Source organism: Paucimonas lemoignei, from assembly GCF_004342585.1.
GTDB lineage: Bacteria > Pseudomonadota > Gammaproteobacteria > Burkholderiales > Burkholderiaceae_D > Paucimonas > Paucimonas lemoignei.
In genome coordinates this window covers 1-21,313 of the sequence record NZ_SLZQ01000006.1, presented here as the reverse complement: position 1 = coordinate 21,313, position 21,313 = coordinate 1, and the positions used below count along the sequence as shown (strand labels likewise).

Here is a 21,313-nt window from a genome sequence, read left to right as displayed (position 1 = left end):
TAAGCAGATACTGCATCAATCTTCTATTTCGCGCCAGGATGTACGTTTCAACTTTGGCTCGACTACTGTGTCGCTGCCGCCATCTTCCACCCCCAGGCCACCGGCAGTATCGGTAATCAAGACTTTGCGTGAGCCATTTTCAGTCATAAATACGGTGATACCAGCAGCCAGCGCATTATTAGACAAAAACAACCCGGCCATCCCATTTGACGCTGACTGAAGGTTTTTACCCGTCAACACGTCAATCATATACAAGTAGGCACTGCCCCCAACGTCGCAAGCGTTATTGCTAGGCACGTTTCCAACTGGGTACAAAGTTCTGCCTTGTAACTGCATATTGATATTTACTCGCTCACCGGGCGAACGATCTGAAGGATTTAAATCGAAATACCAGCCATTATCGGCAGCCCAACTCACACTGTCGCCTGTAATGGTACGGATAATCCGTCCAGCCAACTCTCCGGTCGAAGCAGTTGTCTGCGACAAGGTACGGGACTTCATATGGTTGTCACGTGCATCGCCGATGCCAGTACTTTGCAAAGTATCCTTGATGGCGTAAACAGTTTGTTGGCTAGTATCGTTCAAGTCATTCACGCCAAGGTAACGTCCGGTAGCAATAAACACGACGTCATATCCTACCCCTCCTTCCTTCAGCTTGCCGAGCTCTGCGCGGATGGTGATTGGCTGTGGATTGTCGTTTCTATCCTTGAGTTGAGCCAGCAACACCGCTTCCTTGCCTGATGGCGGGTAGCGATTGTCATAATCAATACGCCACAAATTACCTAGCAGATCACCGGCATACAAGCGCTCAGCGACTTGCAGGGCAGGATCTTCTATCCAGGCACGCAATCTGCCGAGACCATTCGGCGTGGAAACTGTGCCAGCCGGAGTAGTAGCGTTAAGCTGGGTAGTGATCTCGTCGAGCAATTCGCCGGTTGCGGTATCCAGTACATAGATGTGACCATTACCATCGCCCGTACTGCCACAGCCATTGCCTGGGACATTGTTATAACCGGATGTAACAATGGTCACCCATTTGCCGTCACTGCGCTTGACTGTCACTGGATTACCATAGGTATAACCCATGTTGGCATTAGTGAACTCCCACAGTCCTTTAGGGGTGGTTGGGTCGGTTATGTCGATCGCATAATAACCGCAGCCGCCCTTGTTCAACCCGCCGATAATAACTGTCCGCCATTTATTGGCAGCCGAGCATTTTAAAGGGTCGTCAGATTTTGGCGTGGTGCAAAAATCCGAAATGGTCGGCGATCCGTCAACCATGTAGCGATGATTATTTGCGTAGTCGCTATCAGCCAGCTGCCACATATTGCGCATCACCATCCGCGGTACATAAGCCCAGCGCTCTTCACCGTTAGTGGAGTTAAACGCGTGCAGCATGCCGTCATTAGCCCCTACGAAGACTGTCCCGGCACGCGTCGCATTTGCACTCTTAAATTCAGCATAGGTAGTGTCATAGTTATCGTAGTTGAACGGCGGTTTCTTCACGTAGGCCGGGACTGAATTGACGATATCGCCGAGAATATGGTCACGGCCGCGATAAATTCGGTTCCCAGACACTGGGTTGGTAGCCTTGTCTTCATAAGTACCGATCCCGCGCAAATATTTGATGAAATTCTCTGCATTATTGGCGATGGTTCGCTGTGCAGTACTCAAGTCGGTTGGGTCAGAGCCGCACTGACTGAGCAAAGGCGTTTTACTGCAAATATTCTGGAAGTTTGCCAGCAAACCATCATCAGTCACGTTTGCCAAGCTAAACTCTTTCAATTTATTGGCTCCGCTACTGCTGAAGTACTTAATGGTCCGGCCATCAGTGTTTTGATCGCCGGCCTGAGCAGTCGCAACCTTGGCATCCAGCTTTGTCTGTGCAGACCAATTGACTGTATTGGTATTTACCGCCCCTGTTTGTGGATCGATTGTATGGGCAGTAAGGTCGCCATCCCATGCCTGAGTCTTGTACAGGGCCCGGTATGCAAAATTATCGCCTGCCACCGGCTCCAGACTGGACGTTGCTGCCGCGGAAGAAGATCCAACTCGGGCTTGCACACTGTTCAGCGCGTCCAGGATTCCGCCCTTCAAGGTTTCAGCATTACTTGCAGCATAATAAGTGCCATGTCCATTGACAGCGGCATGCCACAAGTCATCGATTCGCGCCTCTTCAGTATCTGTAATCGGGTCTGGCCAGTCAGCCGTTCCTTGGCGGATGTCGAAGTATTGCGTATCTGCCGTATTAGCTGCAGTTTTATAGTTAGTTTCATACTTGATACGACCGCTGACCCCCAGCCCAAGAGTAAACGTGGTCATATGCTGCCAAGCGGTATTATCTTCGCCTCCACCCAACACGTTGTTCTTACACAAGTTATTGTAAGTTGTTCCGCTTATCGTATTGCTACAGTTTCCTAAGGCTTCAGTGCGCAAGTCCGTGTTGTAGTAGTAGTAGGCGATGTCAGCCAGGGTGTTGCTGGCGCCAAGAGCATCAAGTTGCGGTCGTGGTGCTCCTGAAGTGCCACCTGAGCCACCACTGAATGCAGTGATCACAGGACTGCCGGCATTACCTGTACCAGCGGTTTTTTGCCAGATTAACTGCGGAGTCGCGGTCAGATCGCCCAGCGCCGTCGGAGCTGTAATGGTGATCCTTCTGTTGCCACTGTCATAACTTGCTGTAAAGCCGGTAGCCGAACTTTTGGCGTTAATGCTGCTAACGACTGAATTGGCCCAGGCATTGGCACGAGTAGTGCGTCCAGTCGACGTGTCAGCGCCAGAGCAGCTTGCCGTGACTGGCGAAGTATTGAGCAGTTCGAGAGGACCCGTGCCTGTATCGACGGTCAAACTTACGGTTTCATAGCATTTACTATTACTAAACTGACCGCTACTGCCGGTATCGATAGTAATCCTGGCAGTAGCACTGACCGGCGAGGTACCTGCACCGTCCTGGTGTCCGACCGAAGTAGTGCCATTAATTTTCTTGGGACCATAACTCGTCGTTTCGTTCCCGGTATTCCAGTATCCGTCAGTCGATAGAATAGTGAAGTTTTGCTGACACGAATATTGCACAGGATCCCATCCCGATATTTGGCCTGCGTACATCCGGCCCATGCGAGATAAGGCGCCGCGCGTAGGTGTATTGCCATTCGCACGAGATTTATACAGGCGATCAAACCAGGTATACCGATGCGTCGAGCTGCCTTCGCCAGAAAAATCGTCAATCTTCAAGTCATTGTTTTTGGGGTCATATTGTGCAGAACCCGACTCGACACTATTCAAGAAAAACAAGCCAACACGATATTTGTTCTGCTGCAGATCCTTGAATGCCTCGGCAGTCGCTGCTTTCATCAGCTTTGCACGGTTACGGTAGTAGGTGTACCAGTTGGCGTAGTTGGTAAGTGCGGCTGTACTGCCGTTGGCAACGCCAGGCGCTGCGATATCGCTGGCCCGGGTAACAATGCTGTAATTCGAATTGTCTTCGCAAGACGAAGATTCCAGATCTGTTTTATGAGTAGAGTAATAATATTTACTTGGCGAACTATCACATTCACCCAATACAGTCGCCGTGTAGCCGCTGAATGCTGTCACCGTAAACGATTCATTACCGCTACCGCTGTCCTTGACGAAGTTAACAGATGGCGTTGCCCTGAAATTACCCAGGGAGACGGGCGCAGTAATCGTGACTCGATCGCTCGAATTGCTGTAGCTCGCACTGAAACCTGTTACATCAGACCTGTCGTTAATGCTATCGGCGATACGCTGTCCAAGCGTATCGGCATTGGTTGTACAGCTTGATGGCACCGAAGCAGCATTCAGCAACTGAACGTTCCCGCTGCCAGTGTTGACGGTAATGCTGGTCACCCTGTAGCAACGGCTATTGAGGTTGCCATCGGATGTAATGGTAGCGGTTGCCGGCGAACCCGCGTTGCCCGCGGCGCAGGAAACTGCATTTGGGGTCAGGTTACTTAAAGTGGACAGATTCGTGGCGGTATTCGAACTCGAGCTGCCTCCAAAAGTATATCCACCGTTTGGAAAAAATCCATCCTGACGGGCCGCTGTGAAACTAGCGTCGGGAAAGCGCTTGTAACCATCGCTGTATACCGCTCCATCCAGTTTAAAGGGCGGCTTGTATGTATAGTTGGGATTGTAGAAAAGCGTATTGTATTTGTGCCAGCCCCAGCAACGCCTACTACGGTTGGTACTCTCGCCATCCGGCATGTTCTCTTCGTCCATCGAGCCGGAATCGTCAAAAACAAACGCAATATTAGGCTTGAGCGCTATCTCGCTACCGACGCCGCTTGCAAGCGGGCTGTCAGCGATGTCAGTGATACCGGCAAATGCCAACTGGCCAAATCCGGACAAGAGCAGCAGGGTAATCAGAGCTTTTCCCGCGTCAACGCGGCTTATAATAGTTTTCATGACATTCTCCATTCTAGAAATGGACATAGGATTCGGTGTAGCTGACGGTATTACGCGGTCCGGTCGAGCGCACCAGAATGCGGTAAAAAGGCCGCTTAGCGACAGCCGCCTTGCCAGCACCCGGTGGAAGGCAGCGCGTCGGATCGGCATAGTCACATTCACTTCTCTTCACCATGTCCGTGCTCCCGCCTTGAACCGGCGTGACACAGGTATTGGCCGTACCATCGGCCAAAGTGCCCCCTGGCTTTGCCTCGCCCTTACATAAGCGCATGATGATGTAACTTGCCTTGTAGCCGCTGGCAGGATCTGTGACCGCAAAGGATTTTTGGCAGGAACTGTAGGAGCCCGATTCAGCGTATGCGCAATTGTCATTATTCCAGTCAACCAGCTTACGAGAGGAGTCCGTGGATTTGCCGGTAATGTCTAATTCCGGAACATTGGCTGCGAAATAGCCGGCATTGACATTGGATGTATATAAATAAACATCGCCAGTTTGTGCTGCCACTTCCTTCTGATTAAGGAAAGTAATTGCTGTTTCCGTCGCCCTGTCTGCGACAGAAGTCGTACCCTGCTTGAAAGCGAGATTACCAATAACTAAAGTACTGGTATCCACCATGCGTAGCATGCCCACAGCGGCAATCGACATCAGCAAAAGCGCGATCAATACAATTGGCAGAGCGATGCCGCTCACGCGATCAAATCGTGACGTAATAATGCTGGATGTGAATGGCTTCTTTTGATCTATGTGAAAACGATTCATGGCCGTTTACTCCCCCCAGATCATATTACGAACTGGTATGGTTGTTTCCATTACGCGATAACGGTAATTTCTCCAGTTCGGCTCCCCGGCACTAACATCGATCTTGACACCATTACCGGCTGGATCAGGTTTCCAGCACACCGCGGCAGGATGTGGAGTCAAACTATTGCAAGTCGATGCAGCCACATCACCGTCCAATGTAACAGCTACTTCCTGTACATCCCCTCTTGCCACCAGAGCCACTCGGATTGCGCGAACTTGCTGCCATTCCGCTGCACTAGCAGGCGCAGTAGCACTCCACAGGTCGACGATATTATCCGGCGGCGTCGTCGTGTCACGGCCATATACAGCCTGTAGCTGTACGATATTAGGGAATAGCTCGGTTGTATTTGGTATGTTGGTACTTATGTCATACTCATCCATCACCAGCGACTTGCTTGCACTGATTTTGTAAGTACGGTCGGTCAACGTGCCTACATTAAGCAGATAAGATCCAACGTCATACCCGATAGCAGGAAAAATATTGCCGACACTGCTTCCGACATGATTCCAGTTGCTTGCTGCCGTATCCATTCGTACGGTGTTTTTTTCTCCGGCATTAGCAGGGGTAGCCTGGAACAAAGAACACCAGTTAGTTGTGGGGGTCCAGGTTGCGGGCACTACAATCAACATGTCGCCCACAGCTACTCCAAGATCCGACTCCACGCCGAAATAAGGATCAATCTTATTAAAGGATGAACTAATCATTGTCGGTAACGCCGCCCCGACCTTATTACTCGCGATGAAACGAATTTTGTCCGGCGCACCTGCAGTCCCATCAACAATCGTTACAGGAACGAGACTAAAGTTGACATCAGTCGTACCGTATTTGCCACGTACTTGGCAGCCTAGCGAGGATTTCACAGTTGACAGCCCGAATCCGGCGTTCTTGCCATCACGCTCAATCGTATATAGGGCCAATGCCGCATTCACCGTCGAGTCCGCACCAGCATTAATTGTCTTGCGCCGGTATTCAGAAACTTGCAAAACTTGAACGATCACCAGCATCGTGATCAGGCCAATGGTCACTGCAACCATTAATTCGACTAGAGAAAAGCCGTTAGAAAATTTTAGATTTCTAATATTCACGATTTTCCCCAATATTATTCGGCGCTGGTTACATTGGCATCAATTTCAAAGCGAGCGGGCATTTCGCCCGGCAGCTGCCAGCTCAATGCAATTTTTACTTCGCTTCCGCTGACGGTGACGTCTGCGGCGCCATTTGGCAAAAGATTCCTAACTGCTGCAGTCCAGGTAGTACAACGCGTATTTGAGGCCTCAGTACAAGTATTACCATCCACCGTATAAGCATTGAGGTTTCCTTGATCTACCCACATCTGCCCAATCAGCTGATTCGCAAGGAAAGACGCTTCGCCGCGCAATTTCGAAACGGTGACATTTTTTGCCATCGTCGATTGCATCCCGACTAAAGCCAAGATACCGATCGAGAATATTAATATCGCGATAAGCACTTCAACTAATGCAATACCCTGTTGCAAGCGCTGCTGCAAAGAAAATGGTTTTAGCATCTCAAGCTCCGCAGTACCTTGGGTCGGTAGTTGTACTAATATGAGGATCACAGGTTCGAACAGATCCTCCTCGATTTGTCCGAATTTGCAGTGCTTTACTGCCAGAAGAGTTCGCAGTTGAAGTTAGTTCAATGCGTGCAATAGGATTAGTGCCATCAATGCAAGTCGATTCCATACGGCCGAATCCATTAAAAGTAATGCAATTGCTACCGGTACCACCAGACACGGCGTTCCATGCAGCCACAGTGACATTGCTACTCCCATCGTTACCTGCACGGGATTGCACTAGGCGCGCATCTGCCGTCTCAGACGCGGGTTTATGGCATAGCCCCTCGGGATCGAGTTCGCTTACTACCCACGCAGGGCCAGCGGAGCTACGCGCACAACTACTTTCCAAGTTATTCACTAGCCAAAATGAAATACGAGCATTACGACGTAATGCTTCCATGCGTGCCAGCTCTATTCCTGCCTGAATACTGTTTGAAGCCGTACGAATCTGCGCATTTTCAATGAATGTCCGAAATGAAGGAAAACCAATACCAGCCAGTACTGCAAGCACAGCAACTGTAATCATCAACTCGATTAGCGTAAAACCGGCAGCACGTTTCATTTTTCACTCTCCCGGTTAGCAGGTATTTTTCTTATCAAGCCAGCAATTTGCAGTCACAGCAATACCTTTAAACTTCGTCGTGCTTTTTACATTATTACTGTCCAAGGTATATGTATGGCCGTTGGCTCGACCGGACGTCCCTGTTGCTCTTATGATGAAGGCTTGATTTAGTACTGGATCACCAGTCAATTCACAAGAAAAATCAAACCCTCCAGAAGAACTGAATTGAATTCGATTAGCAGTGCCATCGTGTCCACATGGAATGGATTGTGTTGCAACGCCATAATTCCGGTTGCTGTCATAAAATTGTGTTAGTTTCACTTTGAGGTCGCCCATTTGTGAAAAGGCTTCCTGCAACGCACTACGGCGTACGTGTTCCGTGTAATTCGGGTAACCGATGGCAGCCAATATGCCGATGATCGCAACCACAACCATCAATTCGATTAATGTAAAACCGGATTGAATAGGCTTATGTTTTATCATTTTGTTCCTCCGTGCAATTTACAATGTAGTAAATCGTAGCGTCAATGTCATGCCCGTAGGATATTGACGGTAAGAATTTGACGATAAACGGCAAAAGTGTTGGATAAAATACGCAATGCATTAATGCATTTTTTAACCTATTAGCTATTTTTACTTTTATTTAAAGCTAGGCAAGTCAGCTATTTGGATATTATTTCCCACCACCGTCTCAAACTCCCCCGCCGGCACCGGCTTACTAAAGTAATACCCCTGCATCGCATCGCATCCATGACTCCGCAGGAACTCCAACTGCTCCGCAGTCTCCACCCCTTCGGCAATGACCTGTAATCGCAAGCTGTGGGCCAGTGAAATGATGGTGGCAACGATCGCCGCGTCGTCGGGATCGCTGCCGATATCGCGCACGAAGGATTGGTCGATCTTCAGTGCATGGATAGGCAGTCTCTTCAAATAGGACAGGCTGGAATAACCGGTGCCGAAATCGTCCACCGACAGGTGCACGCCAAGAGCGGCAAGCTCGCGCATGGCGCCGATGGCATGTTCGACATCGTCCATGATCAGGCTTTCGGTGAGCTCAATTTCCAGACAATGCGGCGCCAGCCCGCACTGCTGCAGCGCGCTGGCAATTGATGCCGCCAGATCCTTTTGCACGAACTGGCGTGCCGACAGGTTCACGGCAACTCGCAGTTCACCTAGACCTGCATCCTGCCACGCCTTGGCCTGGATGCAGGCGGCGCAAATCACCCAGGCGCCGATCGGCACGATCAGCCCGGTTTCCTCGGCCAGACCGATGAAGCGCGCCGGCGCCACCATGCCGAAAGTCGGATGCTGCCAGCGCACCAGCGCTTCCATGCCCGTGACGCGGCCGGTGCGCAGATCGACCTGCGGCTGGTAATGCAACTCGAACTGGTCATGCTCCAACGCCAGGCGCAAGTCGCCTTCGAGGCGCAACCGCTCCAGCGCGCGTTCATTCATGGCCGGCGTATAGAACTGATAATTGTTGCGCCCGGTTTCCTTGGCGCGATACATGGCGATGTCGGCATGCTTCATCAGCGTTTCGGCATCCTCGCCGTCGCTCGGGTACACCGCCATGCCGGCACTGGTCGTCATGAAAAATTCATGGCCTTCGATGATGTAGGGCTTGGCCACCGCATCCATGATGCGCTGCATGGTGTGGATCGCCGTGCTCTCGTTGCTGCGCTCCGGCAGCACCAGGATGAATTCGTCGGCTGCAAGCCGCGCCACCGTATCGGTTTCGCGGACACTGACTTCGAGACGCCGCGCGACCTGCTTGAGCAATTCATCGCCAGCCGACAGCCCCAACGTATCGTTGATGAACTTGAAGCGGTCCAGGTCGAGGTGAACAACCCAGACCGGATGCATGTAGCGCGCAGCATAAGCCAGCGCCTGCGATAGCCGGTCGCGCAACAGGTTGCGGTTGGCGAGGCCGGTAACGGTATCCCGGTTGGCACGGATTTCCAGCTCGGCTTCATAACGCTTCATGTCCGTGATGTCGTACTGGGCAGCCACGAAATGCGTGACCTTGCCGCTGGCATCGCGGACCGGAGACGTGTAAAGGTCGTTCCAGAACATCGTGCCATCCTTGCGGTAGCTGCGAATGACCGCGTGGGCGGGACGCTGCTCGATCGTGGCCGCCTTGAATTCGGCGATGCCTGGCTGCTTGTTATCCGTCCCCATCAGGATACGCATGCTCTTTCCGAGAATTTCGCCGTGGGAGTAGCCGGTCATCTGCACGAAGGCCGGATTGACATACTCGATCGGATAATTTGGCGGTTCGGCGCTGGTGATGATGATCGCGTTCGGACTGGCCTCAATGGCACGGTTGCGCAATTCAAGAGCATGCTCCAGGCGTTCGCGCGCGGCGATATCTTCACGCAGCAGCTGGTTGGCGTGGTTGGCATCCTGCGTGCGCTCCTCCACGAGCTTGCGCACCCGCTGTTCGCGCGTCACCAGGGCCTGAATATAGGCTGCGGCCAACAGGCTGAAAAGAATGCCGCCGATTAGCACATAAATCGAGCCGTATTGGCCGATAACAGGCGACTCCTGCGCTGGCGAGACAATTAACAGCCACGGCTTGTCGGCAACCGTAAAACTATGCGTAAAGGGTTCCTCCGGCACGGGCACGAACCATCGCCGCCATCCAACCTGCCTGCTTGCGGCCGCAGGCATGTTCCCCTTACGGAAAGCCAGTTGCGTCTCGTCCGCCGTGGCGGCAGCATAGACGCTGATGTCCGGGCTGCCTTCCTTCAGCAAGCCATCGCCGGCGAAGGTTTTTTCAATCAGGTTCCTGGCGCTGAATATCACGGCCGTATCGCCAATCCAGGCCGCGCGCCGCGCATGGACATCATTCAGCGGCGCGCCTTTGCGGTATATCGGCATGACGACTTCGAAACCGAGCCGGGCCTCTCCCTCCCCTTGCGCCAACTGGAACAGCGAGGATGCGGCGGAACGACCGGTATCGGCCGCCTGCTGCATCACGCGCACCAGATGTGAATACCCGCCGACATCCAGGCCAAACGCCGCTTCATTGCCGCGGTGCGGCTCCAGATAGTCCACGACGATATGGCGTGCACGCACACGCGCAGGCACTGGCTTGCCTTCGGAGAGTTCGGTTATGCGAAAGCCCGGGAATTGATGCTGCATTTCCGCTTCATACGCGGCGCGTGCTTCGCCCGGCACGATACGGTGAAAGTTGAAGGCCTGGATCGACGGATGGCGTGCCAGCAAAGGAGCGGTGAACACGCGGAATTGCTCGCGGCTGACAGTATCGTTAGTGACAAACAGCTGGTTGAGAATGGCCAGGGAATTGACGGCATCATCCAGCCCCTGCTCCAGGCGCATGGCACGCATGCTGGCCTGCTGGCGGAATTCCGTTGTTTGCGCCTTGTGCTCCAGATCGCGCAAGGCAGCAAAGAGCAACACGGCCGCGACCAATCCCGCTATCTGCGCCAACAAGGCGGCATAAGGAATCGAGGTTCGGAGGCGTCGGAAATTGACCCGTTGTGCAATAGCCATGGACTGAAGTCTCTTGCCGCAATCTCGTTATCAAAATGATAACCACAAGAGTGCGGTGTTGCGCGTATTGCACTAGGGTAACTCAATTAATGCGCTAATGAAAGAAGATGGGACGGATAGCAACAGTACCGGCTCGCACGCCAGGTACGGGATAAAGCAAAAGGGATTCGTTATTTGCGAGTATCGGGATCTGGCAGCAGGCAGGCATTTACCAAACGCAAGTCATTATCTTTCGCGAAATTGAGCACAAAGTGATAGGCCAACGGCTCTATCTTGCGTAATTCTTCGCTGACCACGACGGATTTGATTCCCTCAAGAAGGGTCGGCCGAACATAAGGGGAATAACGCAGATGAGCATCCTGAGCGCGCCTTCCTTCCCCGCCAAAGCAGGACATCACACCGCACAGTCGCTCGGCCCAGTCGCTGGGACGAAAGGTTCTGCCGTCGCTGGTCACGCCCTGGATAATAAACTCTTGTGCTACTGTGGGTTTGTCGGCATTGTCAGCCATGCGGGCGACTCGTCGGTTAGCGGATTCAGATGGAGACTGGCCTTTGTTGGCGGCTGCTCCGAGACCCAGCCAACACCAGCCATACGCAACTGATGATTATACCGTATGCTTGCGCTCAATGATATGACATACCACAATATGAAATTGGCAAATCTACCCCACCCACAGCGCGATCGAAATCAGCAACAGCATCAGCATCCACAGCAATAGTGCGCGCCATACCAGCCCGACGGCACTTTGCAAAGTACGGGGCTGAGGGGCATCGCCTGGCAAAGTTTCGGTTTCCACGCTAGCCGTATCGACCAGCGAAGCATCGGCCGTCACAACACTGGCAGCCGCGACGCTAGGAGTACCCAGGCGCACGCCCAGTGCGCCGCCACCGGCGGACAGGAGCACGCCGATTGCCTCGTCAGGCCAGCGCTGCGCGAAATTGCGCCACGAATAAATGGCATCTTCAAAATTGCCGACCACGGCAAACGCGATTGCCGTCAGGCGCGCCGGAATCCAGTCGATCCAGTAAAACGCGCGCGAAGCAAAGCGGCCGAATGCCTCATTTTTCAAATGATCCGGCTCATTCCATGCGCGTGCGAGATATTCGGCGACGCGATACATGACCGCAAAGGCGGGACCGACCGGCAGCAACAGCCAGAAAAACACGCCAAAGACATTGCGGTGCGCGGTGACCAATGCCGTTTCCACGGCGATGCGCGACAATTCGCTGCTGTCCAGCATCGAGGTATCCGCGCCGGTCCATTCCGCCAGCAGGCGGCGGGCGCTTTCCTCATCGCCTGAACTGAGGGCGATCTGGATAGAGGTAAAGTAATGGCTGTAATGGCGAAAGCCCAGGGTCAGATAGGCGACCAGCGCAGTCCAGGCAAACACCGCCAGAAAGCCAAGATAGGTGCATAGCCAGTACACCAGGGCGGTAGGCAGCACCACGATCGCCATGGTGGCTAACCATGCCACCCTGCCATGCTGCTCCAGGCCGGCGTTGAAGCGTGCCTCCATGCGGCTTGCCAATGTGCGCAAGGCGGCATGCACCGGATTATCCGCGCGCAGCGGCTGGACTTGTTCGATGAGCAGGACAAGTAGGATGGCAAAAAAAGTCATCAGGCAGCTTTCTCGTAACTTATTAAGCCGATACGATAACGCAGCGTGCCATCTTAATCAAACTCAGGCACGCAGGAAATGATAAAGGTTGCGCAGCATGGCCGCCGTGGCGCCCCAGATAAAGAAGCGCTCGTATGGCATCGCATAGAAATTCCGTCGACCTGAGGGCATCTCCACGCTGCGAATCTGGTGATTGCGGCCATCCATCAGAAAGCTCATGGGCACTTCGAAGATTTCCGCCACTTCGAATGGGTCGGCGCGCAAATCAAACGGTGACTGCACCAGCGAGACCACGGGCGTCACGCGATAGCCGGTGCCGGTCAGATAGTCCGGCAAGGTGCCCACGACTTCCACATGGCGGCGATGCAAACCGACCTCTTCCTCGGTTTCGCGCAAGGCTGTGTCGATGGGCGAGGCATCGATCGTCTCGACACGGCCGCCCGGCAGGCTGACCTGACCGGCGTGATCGTGCAGGTGGGCAGTGCGCTGAGTCAGGAGCAGCGTCGGACCGCTTTCGCGCAATATGATGGGCATCAGCACGGCAGCGGGAATGAACGGCGCCTCAGCGGTACGCATGCGGTATTCGTCGGTAATCTCGGGATTCCACTTGATCGGAGTGGCGAATCGTTCTCGCAGCCATTCGGGATGCAATCGTTCAGCGGCGAGCGCAGCTTCGCCGGCAACCGATTCGATCGCCATGTCGTGCGGCTCAAAAACAAATTTTGGCAAAGCGGTTCCCTGTGCGGTCAAATCTCTGCATGTTTTAGTAGAAGCGGCGTGAAATATGCCCACAGCGCATCATTGCATGCAGTCCAGATTCGATTGTAGAGGAAGCGGGACATTCATGCCGGCCTTAAACCGATAGCCGTCAAAGTCCAGTTGCAAGGTTGTACAACTGGAGAAGGCGAAGCACAAATAAAAAAGGACGCCCCAAGGCGCCCTTCTTCAAGCAAAACCGGATTATTCTGCGGCTTGCGCTGCAGCGGTACGGCGGTTCGGCAGCTTTTCCTTGATACGTGCCGACTTGCCGGAACGCTCGCGGAGGTAGTACAGCTTGGCGCGACGCACATCACCGCGACGCTTGACTTCGATCGAAGCGATCAGCGGGGAGTACAGCTGGAAAGTACGCTCAACGCCTTCGCCCGAAGAAATCTTACGGACGATGAAGTTCGAGTTCAGACCACGGTTGCGACGGGCAATCACGACGCCTTCGTAAGCTTGGGCGCGCTTGCGGGTGCCTTCAACCACGTTGACGCTGACCACGACGGTGTCGCCAGGGGCGAAGTCGGGGATGTTCTTGCCGAGACGCTGGATCTCTTCTTGTTCGAGTTGCTGGATCAAGTCCATTTTTAGCTCCTGAAACCATCTTGCCGGCGCCGGGTGGCCTTGGCCACCATCCAAACCCGGTAGAGGATGGGATTAAATAAGCGGATCGACTGCTTCCGCGCTTTACTGCTTCATCAATCGGGAACGGCGAGCCGCTCCTGCTTGATTCCTTGAAAACAGGCTTACTTCACCTGTTTCTCGATACTTGCCAAATACTTTTCATCAGCTTTCGTCAACAGGCCCGCTGCACGTGCCCTGGCGATCAGATCCGGCCGCTTGGCAGCCGTAGCCGCCAATGCCCGCTCGCGGCGCCACTTGACGATCTCGGCATGGTGCCCGCCCATCAGCACCGCCGGCACTGCCACGCCCTCGTACACTTCCGGGCGCGTGTAATGCGGGTAATCCAGCAAGCCGTTGACGAAACTGTCTTCCACTGCCGAAGCATCGTCGTGCAAGACACCAGGCAACTGGCGGATCACCGCATCCATCAGCGCCATCGCCGGCAGTTCGCCGCCCGACAGCACAAAGTCGCCCAGGCTGATTTCTTCATCTACGCAACGGTCCAGCAAGCGCTGATCCACTGCTTCGTATCTTCCGCACAGAACCACCAGGCCCGGCTCCGCGGTCAGTTGCATGACGCGTTCATGCGTCAACTGGCGTCCCTGCGGCGACATGTAAATCACTCTCGGTCTGGCCAAGCCTAGTTGCTGCTGGCGCTCCCTGGCGGCGTCGATTGCCGCTTCCAGCGGCTTGGCCAGCATTACCATGCCGGGGCCGCCGCCATAAGGCCGGTCATCCACCGTGCGGTAATTATCGCTGGTGAAATCGCGCGGATTCCACAGCGACAAGCCGTATTTGCCCTGCTCGAAAGCGCGCCGCGTAATGCCCGACTGCGTAATGGCGGTGAACATTTCAGGGAATAGCGTGACGACATCGAATTGCATCCCGCTTCTCCTCACCCTTCCATCACTACCGAAGCTTTAATAATCGCGGCCCCAGTCCACTGTAATTTTCTTGTCTGCCAAATCCACCGTCTTGACGAACTGGTCGACGAACGGGATCAGCATTTCCGGCACGGGTTTTTCTTCCGGTCCGGTCGGCGGCGCCACGCGCAGAATCGGATGCGCGCCATTATCCATCAGGTCAATCACCTGCCCGAGCGCTTCACCCTGCAGGTTATCGACGGACAGACCGATCAGATCGACCCAGTAATACTCGTCGTTATCCAGCACCGGAAAGTGCCGGCGCGAAATCTGGACAGTCGCACCTTTCAATGCCTCTGCAGCATTGCGGTCAGCCACGCCCATCAGGCGGGCAACCGTATCGCCGCCATGCGTCTTGGCCTGCATGACTTCGACATCGCGAAATTCCGGCTTGTCGAGCCACCAGGTCTTGGCATGCAGCAGCGCATCCGCATCTGCCGAATAAGGGCGTATCCTTACCCAGCCATGGATGCCATAGGCGCCGGTGACATGCCCCACCAGCACCAGATCTTCGGGGATAGTCACCCCCGATGCAGTCTTGCGAGACAAGACTTATCTGGCTTATTAAGCAGCGGCTTTCTTGCCGGCTTCCTTGACCAGGCGAGCAACGGTCGGCGACAGTTGAGCGCCAACGCCTTGCCAGTAGGTCAGGCGATCTTCGGCAACGCGGAAGCCTTCAGCCTTTTCCGAAGCGGTCGGATTGTAGAAACCGATACGCTCGATAAAGCGGCCATCACGACGATTGCGCGAATCGGTCGCAACGATGTTGAAGAACGGGCGCTTCTTGGCGCCACTGCGAGCTAAACGAATAACGACCATAATAATTCCAAAAATTGTACGGAGACGGAAAAAGCCCTAGATTATAGCGGACTATGCCCGCACTAACAACTAGCAGGCTGACAACATGATTTGTCAGCTGCCGGACAGCCAGTCAGAGCGTGCACGGTTACGGTATTGCGAGCAAAAATACAAGCGCTGCGGCCCACTACACATCTGCGAACGCAACGAAGTTCCCTCCACCCGTTACAATGCCGATTGGCAAATGTTTGCCTGTTAATACCCCCTTTCAAGCGGCCGCTCCCGACAAATTTCATGACTACACGCCACAAGAACAAAACCTTTACGACATTTCTGGCGATGCTCTTCGGCGGCATCGGATTGCATCGCTTTTATTTATGCGGCCAGGGCGACCGCTGGGGCTGGCTGCACCTGTCTTCACTGGCTCTTTCCGGGATACTGATCGGAATATGGTTCGATCAACCGCTATTGTTTACTGCCTTTCCGCTGGTTGTTTCGGTTCTGGCCGGATTGATCGAAGCCCTGGTGCTGGGGCTGACTCCAGATGAGAAATGGGATCAGCTCCATAATCCGCAATCCGGCAAACAATCCCGTTCGGGCGGCGTACTGGCCCTACTTCTCGTGCTCACGACCGGCATGGGCGCGGTGGCGCTGATTGCCGTGATTGCCCGCACGCTCGATTTATTGTTCACCGGCGGGGCTTACGGCTGACCACTCACTTTTGCCCATTAACAATCCCCGGCTTGGTGCGGACTACCCGCAAACCGCTTCTTTTTCAGGATTCCCCCGTCTTCTGGCAGGTGTAGTTGCTTGGCATAAAAAATGCTCTTTAGCAAATAACACATTTTCATGCACCAGAAACTGCTCATGGGGGAATCATGGCACGACGCTACACCTGCACCTTTCTCATGCTGCTCGCCTCGCTTGCGAATCTTGCGGCAAGCTTGCCGGCGGCGGCGCAACAAACTTCCCAAGTCCTGACCAAGCCCGGCCTGGTTGACCAAGCCAGCCTCAGTGCCGGCGACACCGCCTGGATGCTGATGTCCACGGCGCTGGTCATCCTCATGACGATACCGGGACTGGCATTGTTTTACGCCGGCATGGTACGTAAGAAAAATGTCTTGGGCACCATGGCGCACAGTTTTGCCGCCTGCTGCATCGCCAGCGTGCTGTGGGTCGTGGTCGGGTACAGCATTGCCTTCACGCCGGGCTCGCTCTTCATCGGCGGGTTTGACCGTGTCATGCTGGATGGTGTGGCTTACCTGAAGGAAGCAGGCAAGGTCTCCATCCATCCGATCGCGCCGACCGTGCCGGAAAGCGTATTTTTGATGTTCCAGATGGCATTTGCCATCATTACGCCAGCATTGATCACCGGCGCCTTTGCCGAGCGCATGAAGTTTTCCGCGCTGCTGATCTTCACCGGCCTGTGGTCGCTGCTGGTGTATGCGCCGGTGGCGCACTGGGTATGGGAACCGGGTGGCTGGCTGGCCGCACGCGGCGTGCTCGACTTTGCCGGCGGCACCGTGGTGCATATCAATGCCGGCGTCTCCGGTCTCGTCGCTGCGGTCATGCTCGGCCAGCGCCAGGGTTTTGGCCGCGAGCCCATGCCGCCGCATAACCTTACCTTCACCGTCATCGGCGCCTCGCTCCTGTGGGTAGGCTGGTTCGGCTTCAATGCCGGCTCCGCAGTCGCCGCCGATGGCCGCGCCGGTCTTGCCATGCTGGTAACGCACTTGGCCGCCGCCGTCGCCGCGCTCGCCTGGATGGTGGCCGAATGGGTTACCCGCGGCAAGCCCTCCGTGCTCGGCATGGTGTCGGGCGCGGTTGCCGGCCTCGTTGCCATCACGCCGGCATCGGGTTTCGTCGGCGTCACCGGCGCGCTGGTGATCGGCCTGGTGTCGGGAGTGGCCTGCTACTGGGGCGCCACCAGCCTGAAATCCATCCTGCGCTACGACGACTCGCTCGACGTATTCGGCGTGCATGCCGTAGGCGGCATTGTCGGCGCCCTGCTGACCGGCGTCTTCGCCGACAGGACCATCGGCGGCGTGGACGGCGCCGTGGATGTGCAACTGGTCGGCGTATTCGTCACTGTCCTGTATTCCGCCGTGGCGACTTCGTTGATCCTGTGGGTCATCAAACTCACAATCGGCTTGCGCGTCACGCCGGAAGCGGAACGCGCCGGCCTCGACATTTCCGAGCATGGGGAGCAGATAGCATGAGCGCAAATCAGATGGCAAGACTGGCGGAACTGGAAAACCAGGCATTCTCCCTCATGGGCCGCCTGCATGTGGTGCTGCGCCGGGAAACCGGCCGCATCACCGATGTCGAATACATGCGCATCGACCCGGCCTACTGCCGCCATCTGATTCAACTGGCGGCGCAATCGGGGCATATCGATCTGATAAAGATTGCCGAGCGCCTGCATGATATCTACTTCGGCGAAAACGGCTTGTTCGTAGCCCAACCGCCCAAGCCGCCGCTGCTGGAACGCCTGGGCAATGCGGTTACCGCATCAACCGCGCCGGCTGCTTCCGTCGCGCCTTCAGCTTCGACCGGGCATGCCGCCAGCCGGTCATTTCATGGAGCGTTGTCGGCCAATCCGGAAAACACCATGCCGGAAAGCGCGGCGCCACCCGGGGACGACCAGCACTACGTCGGCCGGTTGCGCTGAGCTTCCATGTCGGCAGCGGAGCGCCCTCCCATGGGCATCTCCATCGACGTCGACTCCTCCTTGAAGAGCTGGCGAAGCTGCTGGCGCAGTTCCGGCGTATCCTGATGCTGGTGCACCGACACGGCATGCTGCACGGCGGCTTCCAGCAATTCATCGTCATTGTCCGCACTGATAGAGACGGTGCAATGCATCTCGCTCGGATATTCGCGACAGTCTATGTATTTGCGGGTCATGTCAATCTCCTTTGCTGCCAACGCAGCGAAGATGCCTGGCCCGGCTTGCCAGTGTGGATGCGGAAGCCTTATATCGCTACCGCTGGCGTCTGGACCAATTGGCATCCATCAATTTTCCACGTGCCTTGTTCGTCCTTGTGCATGAGGTAAATCGCTACCCAGACATGGCTTTCCAGGTCAGTCAGGCGGACAGCCTGATAGACCTTACCCAATACGACTTGAGGGGAAGAATATAAAGCCATGCGGTGCCGGTAAACGGGCTCATACTTTTCCTTGATGATGCGAAGGAAGTTATCGGGGGATCCCAGGCGGTTGCGGGTGTCTTCGGTGGTGAGGTCGAACGCCCTTGCTGCATCATCGTTGGTCAGCGCATCGATTTGCTTCTCTACTGCGCTGCGGATTTCGGCAATCTCGCTTTCACCAAGCGCTTGCCGCATTTCCTCCGCGCTTGCCGCCGGCAACCAGCCAATCAGCGCTGCCAGCATTGCCACGATGAGTGTCAGACGTTTCATCATTCGCCCCCACGTAATAGGCACCGTATTCAGTGTAGATCAGGCGGGGCAGAACGGCAGGGCGCGATAGCCATGCGATGATTGATATGGCGCAGAAATGCGATGCAAACCAAATGCCGCTGTCAGCTATCACCTACTGCGAAAAACAAAAGGCAGCCCGGAGGCTACCTTTTCTTGCATGACGTGCTTATTAAGCGCTGGTTGAATTCGAATGTCCGGTCAGAACTGATCTTCCTGCAAGCCCAGCACGCTGCCGGCGCCTTCCACGATCTCAGTCCTGTAAGCCAGTGCCTGCGGCAAGATATGCTCGGCGAAGAATCGGGCGGTCACAATCTTGGCCTCATAGAAGCGCGCATCGCCCTGCCCTTGCTGCAGCCTTTGCGCTGCCGCCAGCGCCGCGCGGCCCATCTGCCAACCGCCCAGCACGATACCGGCTTGTTTCAGGTACGGCACGCTGCCGGCAAACACCGCCTTGATATCAGCCTTGATGTTGCCCGTCACATAGTTGACGACATCTTCCAGCGCATCGGCTCCTTGCGCGAGTTGCCGGCCGATTGCCTGCAGACTGGCATTGTCGGCTGCGCTCAATTGTGCTGCCGTACCGCGCACCTGCGCCAGGATGGCCTTGGCAGTCGCGCCGCCATCGCGCACGGTCTTGCGGCCGATCAGGTCGTTGGCCTGGATCGCCGTCGTGCCTTCATAGATCGGCAGGATGCGAGCATCGCGGTAATACTGTGCCGCGCCGGTTTCCTCGATGAAGCCCATGCCGCCATGCACTTGCACGCCGGTCGAGGCGACATCGACCGACAATTCAGTCGACCAACCCTTGATGATCGGCACCAGGAATTCGTAAAAGGCTTCCTGTTCTTGACGTACCTTCTCATCCGGATGCGCCAGCGCGATATCGTGCGCCGCTGCGCCGACATAAGCCAGCGCGCGCGCCGCTTCGGTCTGGGCACGCATCGACATCAGCATGCGCTTGACGTCGGGCTGGTGGATGATGGCGACAGGTTCCGGCGAGCCGGCCAGGTCGCGCGACTGGATACGATCCTTGGCGTATTGCACCGCCTTCTGATAGGCGCGCTCAGCCACCGAGATGCCCTGCATGCCGACAGCAAATCGCGCGGCATTCATCATGATGAACATGTATTCCAGGCCACGGTTTTCCTCGCCGATCAGATAACCGAGGGCGCCGCCATGGTCGCCGAACTGCAGCACGGCGGTCGGACTGGCCTTGATGCCGAGCTTATGCTCGATCGAGACGCAATGCACGTCGTTGCGCGCACCGAGGGAGCCGTCGGCGTTGACCAGGAATTTCGGCACGATGAACAGGGAAATCCCCTTCACGCCCGACGGGGCATCGGGCGTGCGGGCCAGCACCAGATGGACGATATTCTCGGCCATGTCATGCTCGCCATAGGTAATGAAGATCTTGGTGCCGAACAGCTTGTAGGTGCCATCTCCCTGAGGCTCGGCGCGGGTGCGCACCAGCGCCAGGTCCGAACCGGCTTGCGGTTCGGTCAGGTTCATGGTGCCGGTCCACTTGCCCGAGATGAAGTTGGCCAGGTAGGTTTCCTGCTGCTCGCGGGAGCCGGCGGTCATCAGCGCTTCGATAGCGCCATCGGTCAGCAGCGGGCACAGGGCAAACGACAGGTTGGCCGCATTCAGCATTTCCATGCAGGGTGTCGCCACGACTTTCGGCAAGCCTTGTCCGCCGAATTCGACCGGATGCTGCACGCCTTGCCAGCCGGCTTCGGCGTAGGCACGGAAGGCTTCCTTGAATCCCTTGGTCGTCGTGACCTTGCCATCCTGCCAGCTGCTCGGCTCGCGGTCGCCGGCGACGTTCAGCGGCGCAATGACTTCGCTGCAAAACCTGGCGTTTTCTTCGAGAACCGCATCCACCGTCTCCGGTGTCGCGTCCTCACATCCCGGCAAGGAGCTGATCGTTTCCAGTCCTGCCAATTCGTTCAGGACAAACTGCATGTCCTTCAATGGTGCGGTATAGCTCATGCCTGCCTCCGTGATGGTGAGTATGCCAGGGGCATCTTCCCCTGGCCGATCACTTTTCTTTTTATGGTGAATGCGGGCTTAGCCCAGTTCCTTGACCAGCTGCGGCACGATCTCGAACAGGTCACCGACGATGCCGTAATCGGCCACCGAGAAGATCGGCGCTTCCGGATCCTTGTTAATCGCCACGATAGTCTTCGAATCCTTCATGCCGGCCAGATGCTGGATGGCGCCGGAAATACCCACCGCGATATACAACTGCGGCGCCACGATCTTGCCGGTCTGCCC

At 55.5% G+C, this 21,313-nt stretch carries 21 protein-coding genes; 3 read left to right on the top strand and 18 right to left on the bottom strand.

The window, feature by feature from the left end; genetic code table 11:
* Positions 1–15: 15 nt before the first annotated feature.
* The 14 genes from EDC30_RS10700 to rpsP form a co-directional block, all read right to left on the bottom strand.
* Entirely contained in the window at positions 16–4,422 is a 4,407-nt protein-coding gene (locus tag EDC30_RS10700) for a pilus assembly protein (protein WP_165973790.1), read from the bottom strand.
* 13 nt (positions 4,423–4,435) lie between these two features.
* Entirely contained in the window at positions 4,436–5,182 is a 747-nt protein-coding gene (locus EDC30_RS19480) for a pilus assembly PilX family protein (protein WP_165973789.1), read from the bottom strand.
* A gap of 6 nt (positions 5,183–5,188) precedes the next feature.
* A complete protein-coding gene (locus EDC30_RS10695; protein ID WP_132258833.1) occupies positions 5,189–6,310 on the bottom strand; it encodes a PilW family protein in 1,122 nt (373 codons plus the stop codon).
* A 14-nt stretch (positions 6,311–6,324) separates the two neighbouring features.
* The gene (locus tag EDC30_RS10690) at positions 6,325–6,750 is read right to left on the bottom strand and encodes a type IV pilus modification PilV family protein (protein WP_132258832.1); all 426 of its coding nucleotides are present in this window, start codon (positions 6,748–6,750) and stop codon (positions 6,325–6,327) included.
* A gap of 1 nt (position 6,751) precedes the next feature.
* Positions 6,752–7,360 (bottom strand): GspH/FimT family pseudopilin, encoded by a 609-nt coding sequence (locus EDC30_RS10685; RefSeq protein ID WP_132259017.1) that lies wholly within the window; start codon positions 7,358–7,360, stop codon positions 6,752–6,754.
* A 15-nt stretch (positions 7,361–7,375) separates the two neighbouring features.
* The gene (locus tag EDC30_RS19910; protein WP_132258831.1) at positions 7,376–7,843 is read right to left on the bottom strand and encodes a type IV pilin protein; all 468 of its coding nucleotides are present in this window, start codon (positions 7,841–7,843) and stop codon (positions 7,376–7,378) included.
* 156 nt (positions 7,844–7,999) lie between these two features.
* A complete protein-coding gene (locus EDC30_RS10675; protein WP_132258830.1) occupies positions 8,000–10,876 on the bottom strand; it encodes a bifunctional diguanylate cyclase/phosphodiesterase in 2,877 nt (958 codons plus the stop codon).
* Between the two features lie 170 nt (positions 10,877–11,046).
* On the bottom strand, positions 11,047–11,385 hold the full coding sequence (locus tag EDC30_RS10670) for a DUF3579 domain-containing protein (RefSeq protein WP_132258829.1): 339 nt from the start codon (positions 11,383–11,385) through the stop codon (positions 11,047–11,049).
* Positions 11,386–11,538: 153 nt separating this feature from the next.
* Entirely contained in the window at positions 11,539–12,495 is a 957-nt protein-coding gene (locus EDC30_RS10665; protein WP_132258828.1) for a CobD/CbiB family protein, read from the bottom strand.
* 63 nt (positions 12,496–12,558) lie between these two features.
* Positions 12,559–13,194: a CoA pyrophosphatase gene (locus EDC30_RS10660; protein WP_132259016.1), complete on the bottom strand. Its 636-nt coding sequence runs from the start codon at positions 13,192–13,194 to the stop codon at positions 12,559–12,561.
* A 261-nt stretch (positions 13,195–13,455) separates the two neighbouring features.
* On the bottom strand, positions 13,456–13,842 hold the full coding sequence (gene rplS / locus EDC30_RS10655) for a 50S ribosomal protein L19 (protein ID WP_132258827.1): 387 nt from the start codon (positions 13,840–13,842) through the stop codon (positions 13,456–13,458).
* Between the two features lie 161 nt (positions 13,843–14,003).
* Complete coding sequence (gene trmD / locus EDC30_RS10650; protein ID WP_132258826.1) at positions 14,004–14,765, bottom strand: tRNA (guanosine(37)-N1)-methyltransferase TrmD; 762 nt, start codon at positions 14,763–14,765, stop codon at positions 14,004–14,006.
* Positions 14,766–14,801: 36 nt separating this feature from the next.
* Entirely contained in the window at positions 14,802–15,329 is a 528-nt protein-coding gene (rimM, locus tag EDC30_RS10645) for a ribosome maturation factor RimM (RefSeq protein WP_132258825.1), read from the bottom strand.
* Positions 15,330–15,368: 39 nt separating this feature from the next.
* Positions 15,369–15,623: a 30S ribosomal protein S16 gene (rpsP, locus tag EDC30_RS10640; RefSeq protein ID WP_132258824.1), complete on the bottom strand. Its 255-nt coding sequence runs from the start codon at positions 15,621–15,623 to the stop codon at positions 15,369–15,371.
* Positions 15,624–15,896: 273 nt separating this feature from the next.
* Here rpsP and EDC30_RS10635 point away from each other — a divergent pair, with 273 nt between their 5' ends.
* The 3 genes from EDC30_RS10635 (at position 15,897) to EDC30_RS10625 (ending at position 18,273) form a co-directional block, all read left to right on the top strand.
* Complete coding sequence (locus EDC30_RS10635; protein ID WP_132258823.1) at positions 15,897–16,313, top strand: TM2 domain-containing protein; 417 nt, start codon at positions 15,897–15,899, stop codon at positions 16,311–16,313.
* Between the two features lie 167 nt (positions 16,314–16,480).
* Positions 16,481–17,821: an ammonium transporter gene (locus EDC30_RS10630; protein WP_132258822.1), complete on the top strand. Its 1,341-nt coding sequence runs from the start codon at positions 16,481–16,483 to the stop codon at positions 17,819–17,821.
* Entirely contained in the window at positions 17,818–18,273 is a 456-nt protein-coding gene (locus EDC30_RS10625) for a hypothetical protein (protein WP_132258821.1), read from the top strand. The genes EDC30_RS10630 and EDC30_RS10625 overlap by 4 nt, the downstream gene beginning before the upstream one ends.
* Here EDC30_RS10625 and EDC30_RS10620 read toward each other — a convergent pair.
* From EDC30_RS10620 to EDC30_RS10605, 4 genes are all read right to left on the bottom strand, one after another.
* Positions 18,252–18,506: a DUF1059 domain-containing protein gene (locus EDC30_RS10620; protein WP_132258820.1), complete on the bottom strand. Its 255-nt coding sequence runs from the start codon at positions 18,504–18,506 to the stop codon at positions 18,252–18,254. The two genes, EDC30_RS10625 and EDC30_RS10620, sit on opposite strands and share 22 nt — an antisense overlap.
* 68 nt (positions 18,507–18,574) lie before the next feature.
* The gene (locus tag EDC30_RS10615) at positions 18,575–19,021 is read right to left on the bottom strand and encodes a DUF4864 domain-containing protein (protein WP_132258819.1); all 447 of its coding nucleotides are present in this window, start codon (positions 19,019–19,021) and stop codon (positions 18,575–18,577) included.
* Positions 19,022–19,237: 216 nt separating this feature from the next.
* A complete protein-coding gene (locus EDC30_RS10610; RefSeq protein WP_132258818.1) occupies positions 19,238–21,028 on the bottom strand; it encodes an acyl-CoA dehydrogenase in 1,791 nt (596 codons plus the stop codon).
* A gap of 78 nt (positions 21,029–21,106) precedes the next feature.
* Positions 21,107–21,313: electron transfer flavoprotein subunit alpha/FixB family protein (locus tag EDC30_RS10605; RefSeq protein WP_207907258.1), on the bottom strand; the 207-nt coding region annotated here is incomplete at its 5' end.

Bases quoted from the DNA above. Each gene is read 5' to 3' on its own strand.
- EDC30_RS10685 (WP_132259017.1), bottom strand. From the start codon at position 7,360: ATGAAACGTGCTGCCGGTTTTACGCTAATCGAGTTGATGATTACAGTT.
- EDC30_RS19910 (WP_132258831.1), bottom strand. From the start codon at position 7,843: ATGATAAAACATAAGCCTATTCAATCCGGTTTTACATTAATCGAATTG.
- EDC30_RS10665 (WP_132258828.1), bottom strand. From the start codon at position 12,495: ATGACTTTTTTTGCCATCCTACTTGTCCTGCTCATCGAACAAGTCCAG.
- EDC30_RS10610 (WP_132258818.1), bottom strand. From the start codon at position 21,028: ATGAGCTATACCGCACCATTGAAGGACATGCAGTTTGTCCTGAACGAA.
- EDC30_RS10660 (WP_132259016.1), bottom strand. From the start codon at position 13,194: ATGGCGATCGAATCGGTTGCCGGCGAAGCTGCGCTCGCCGCTGAACGA.
- EDC30_RS10675 (WP_132258830.1), bottom strand. From the start codon at position 10,876: ATGGCTATTGCACAACGGGTCAATTTCCGACGCCTCCGAACCTCGATT.
- rpsP (WP_132258824.1), bottom strand. From the start codon at position 15,623: ATGGTCGTTATTCGTTTAGCTCGCAGTGGCGCCAAGAAGCGCCCGTTC.
- EDC30_RS10635 (WP_132258823.1), top strand. From the start codon at position 15,897: ATGACTACACGCCACAAGAACAAAACCTTTACGACATTTCTGGCGATG.
- EDC30_RS10615 (WP_132258819.1), bottom strand. From the start codon at position 19,021: ATGATGAAACGTCTGACACTCATCGTGGCAATGCTGGCAGCGCTGATT.
- EDC30_RS10700 (WP_165973790.1), bottom strand. From the start codon at position 4,422: ATGAAAACTATTATAAGCCGCGTTGACGCGGGAAAAGCTCTGATTACC.
- trmD (WP_132258826.1), bottom strand. From the start codon at position 14,765: ATGCAATTCGATGTCGTCACGCTATTCCCTGAAATGTTCACCGCCATT.
- EDC30_RS10670 (WP_132258829.1), bottom strand. From the start codon at position 11,385: ATGGCTGACAATGCCGACAAACCCACAGTAGCACAAGAGTTTATTATC.
- rplS (WP_132258827.1), bottom strand. From the start codon at position 13,842: ATGGACTTGATCCAGCAACTCGAACAAGAAGAGATCCAGCGTCTCGGC.
- EDC30_RS10620 (WP_132258820.1), bottom strand. From the start codon at position 18,506: ATGACCCGCAAATACATAGACTGTCGCGAATATCCGAGCGAGATGCAT.
- EDC30_RS10630 (WP_132258822.1), top strand. From the start codon at position 16,481: ATGGCACGACGCTACACCTGCACCTTTCTCATGCTGCTCGCCTCGCTT.
- EDC30_RS19480 (WP_165973789.1), bottom strand. From the start codon at position 5,182: ATGAATCGTTTTCACATAGATCAAAAGAAGCCATTCACATCCAGCATT.
- EDC30_RS10690 (WP_132258832.1), bottom strand. From the start codon at position 6,750: ATGCTAAAACCATTTTCTTTGCAGCAGCGCTTGCAACAGGGTATTGCA.
- EDC30_RS10625 (WP_132258821.1), top strand. From the start codon at position 17,818: ATGAGCGCAAATCAGATGGCAAGACTGGCGGAACTGGAAAACCAGGCA.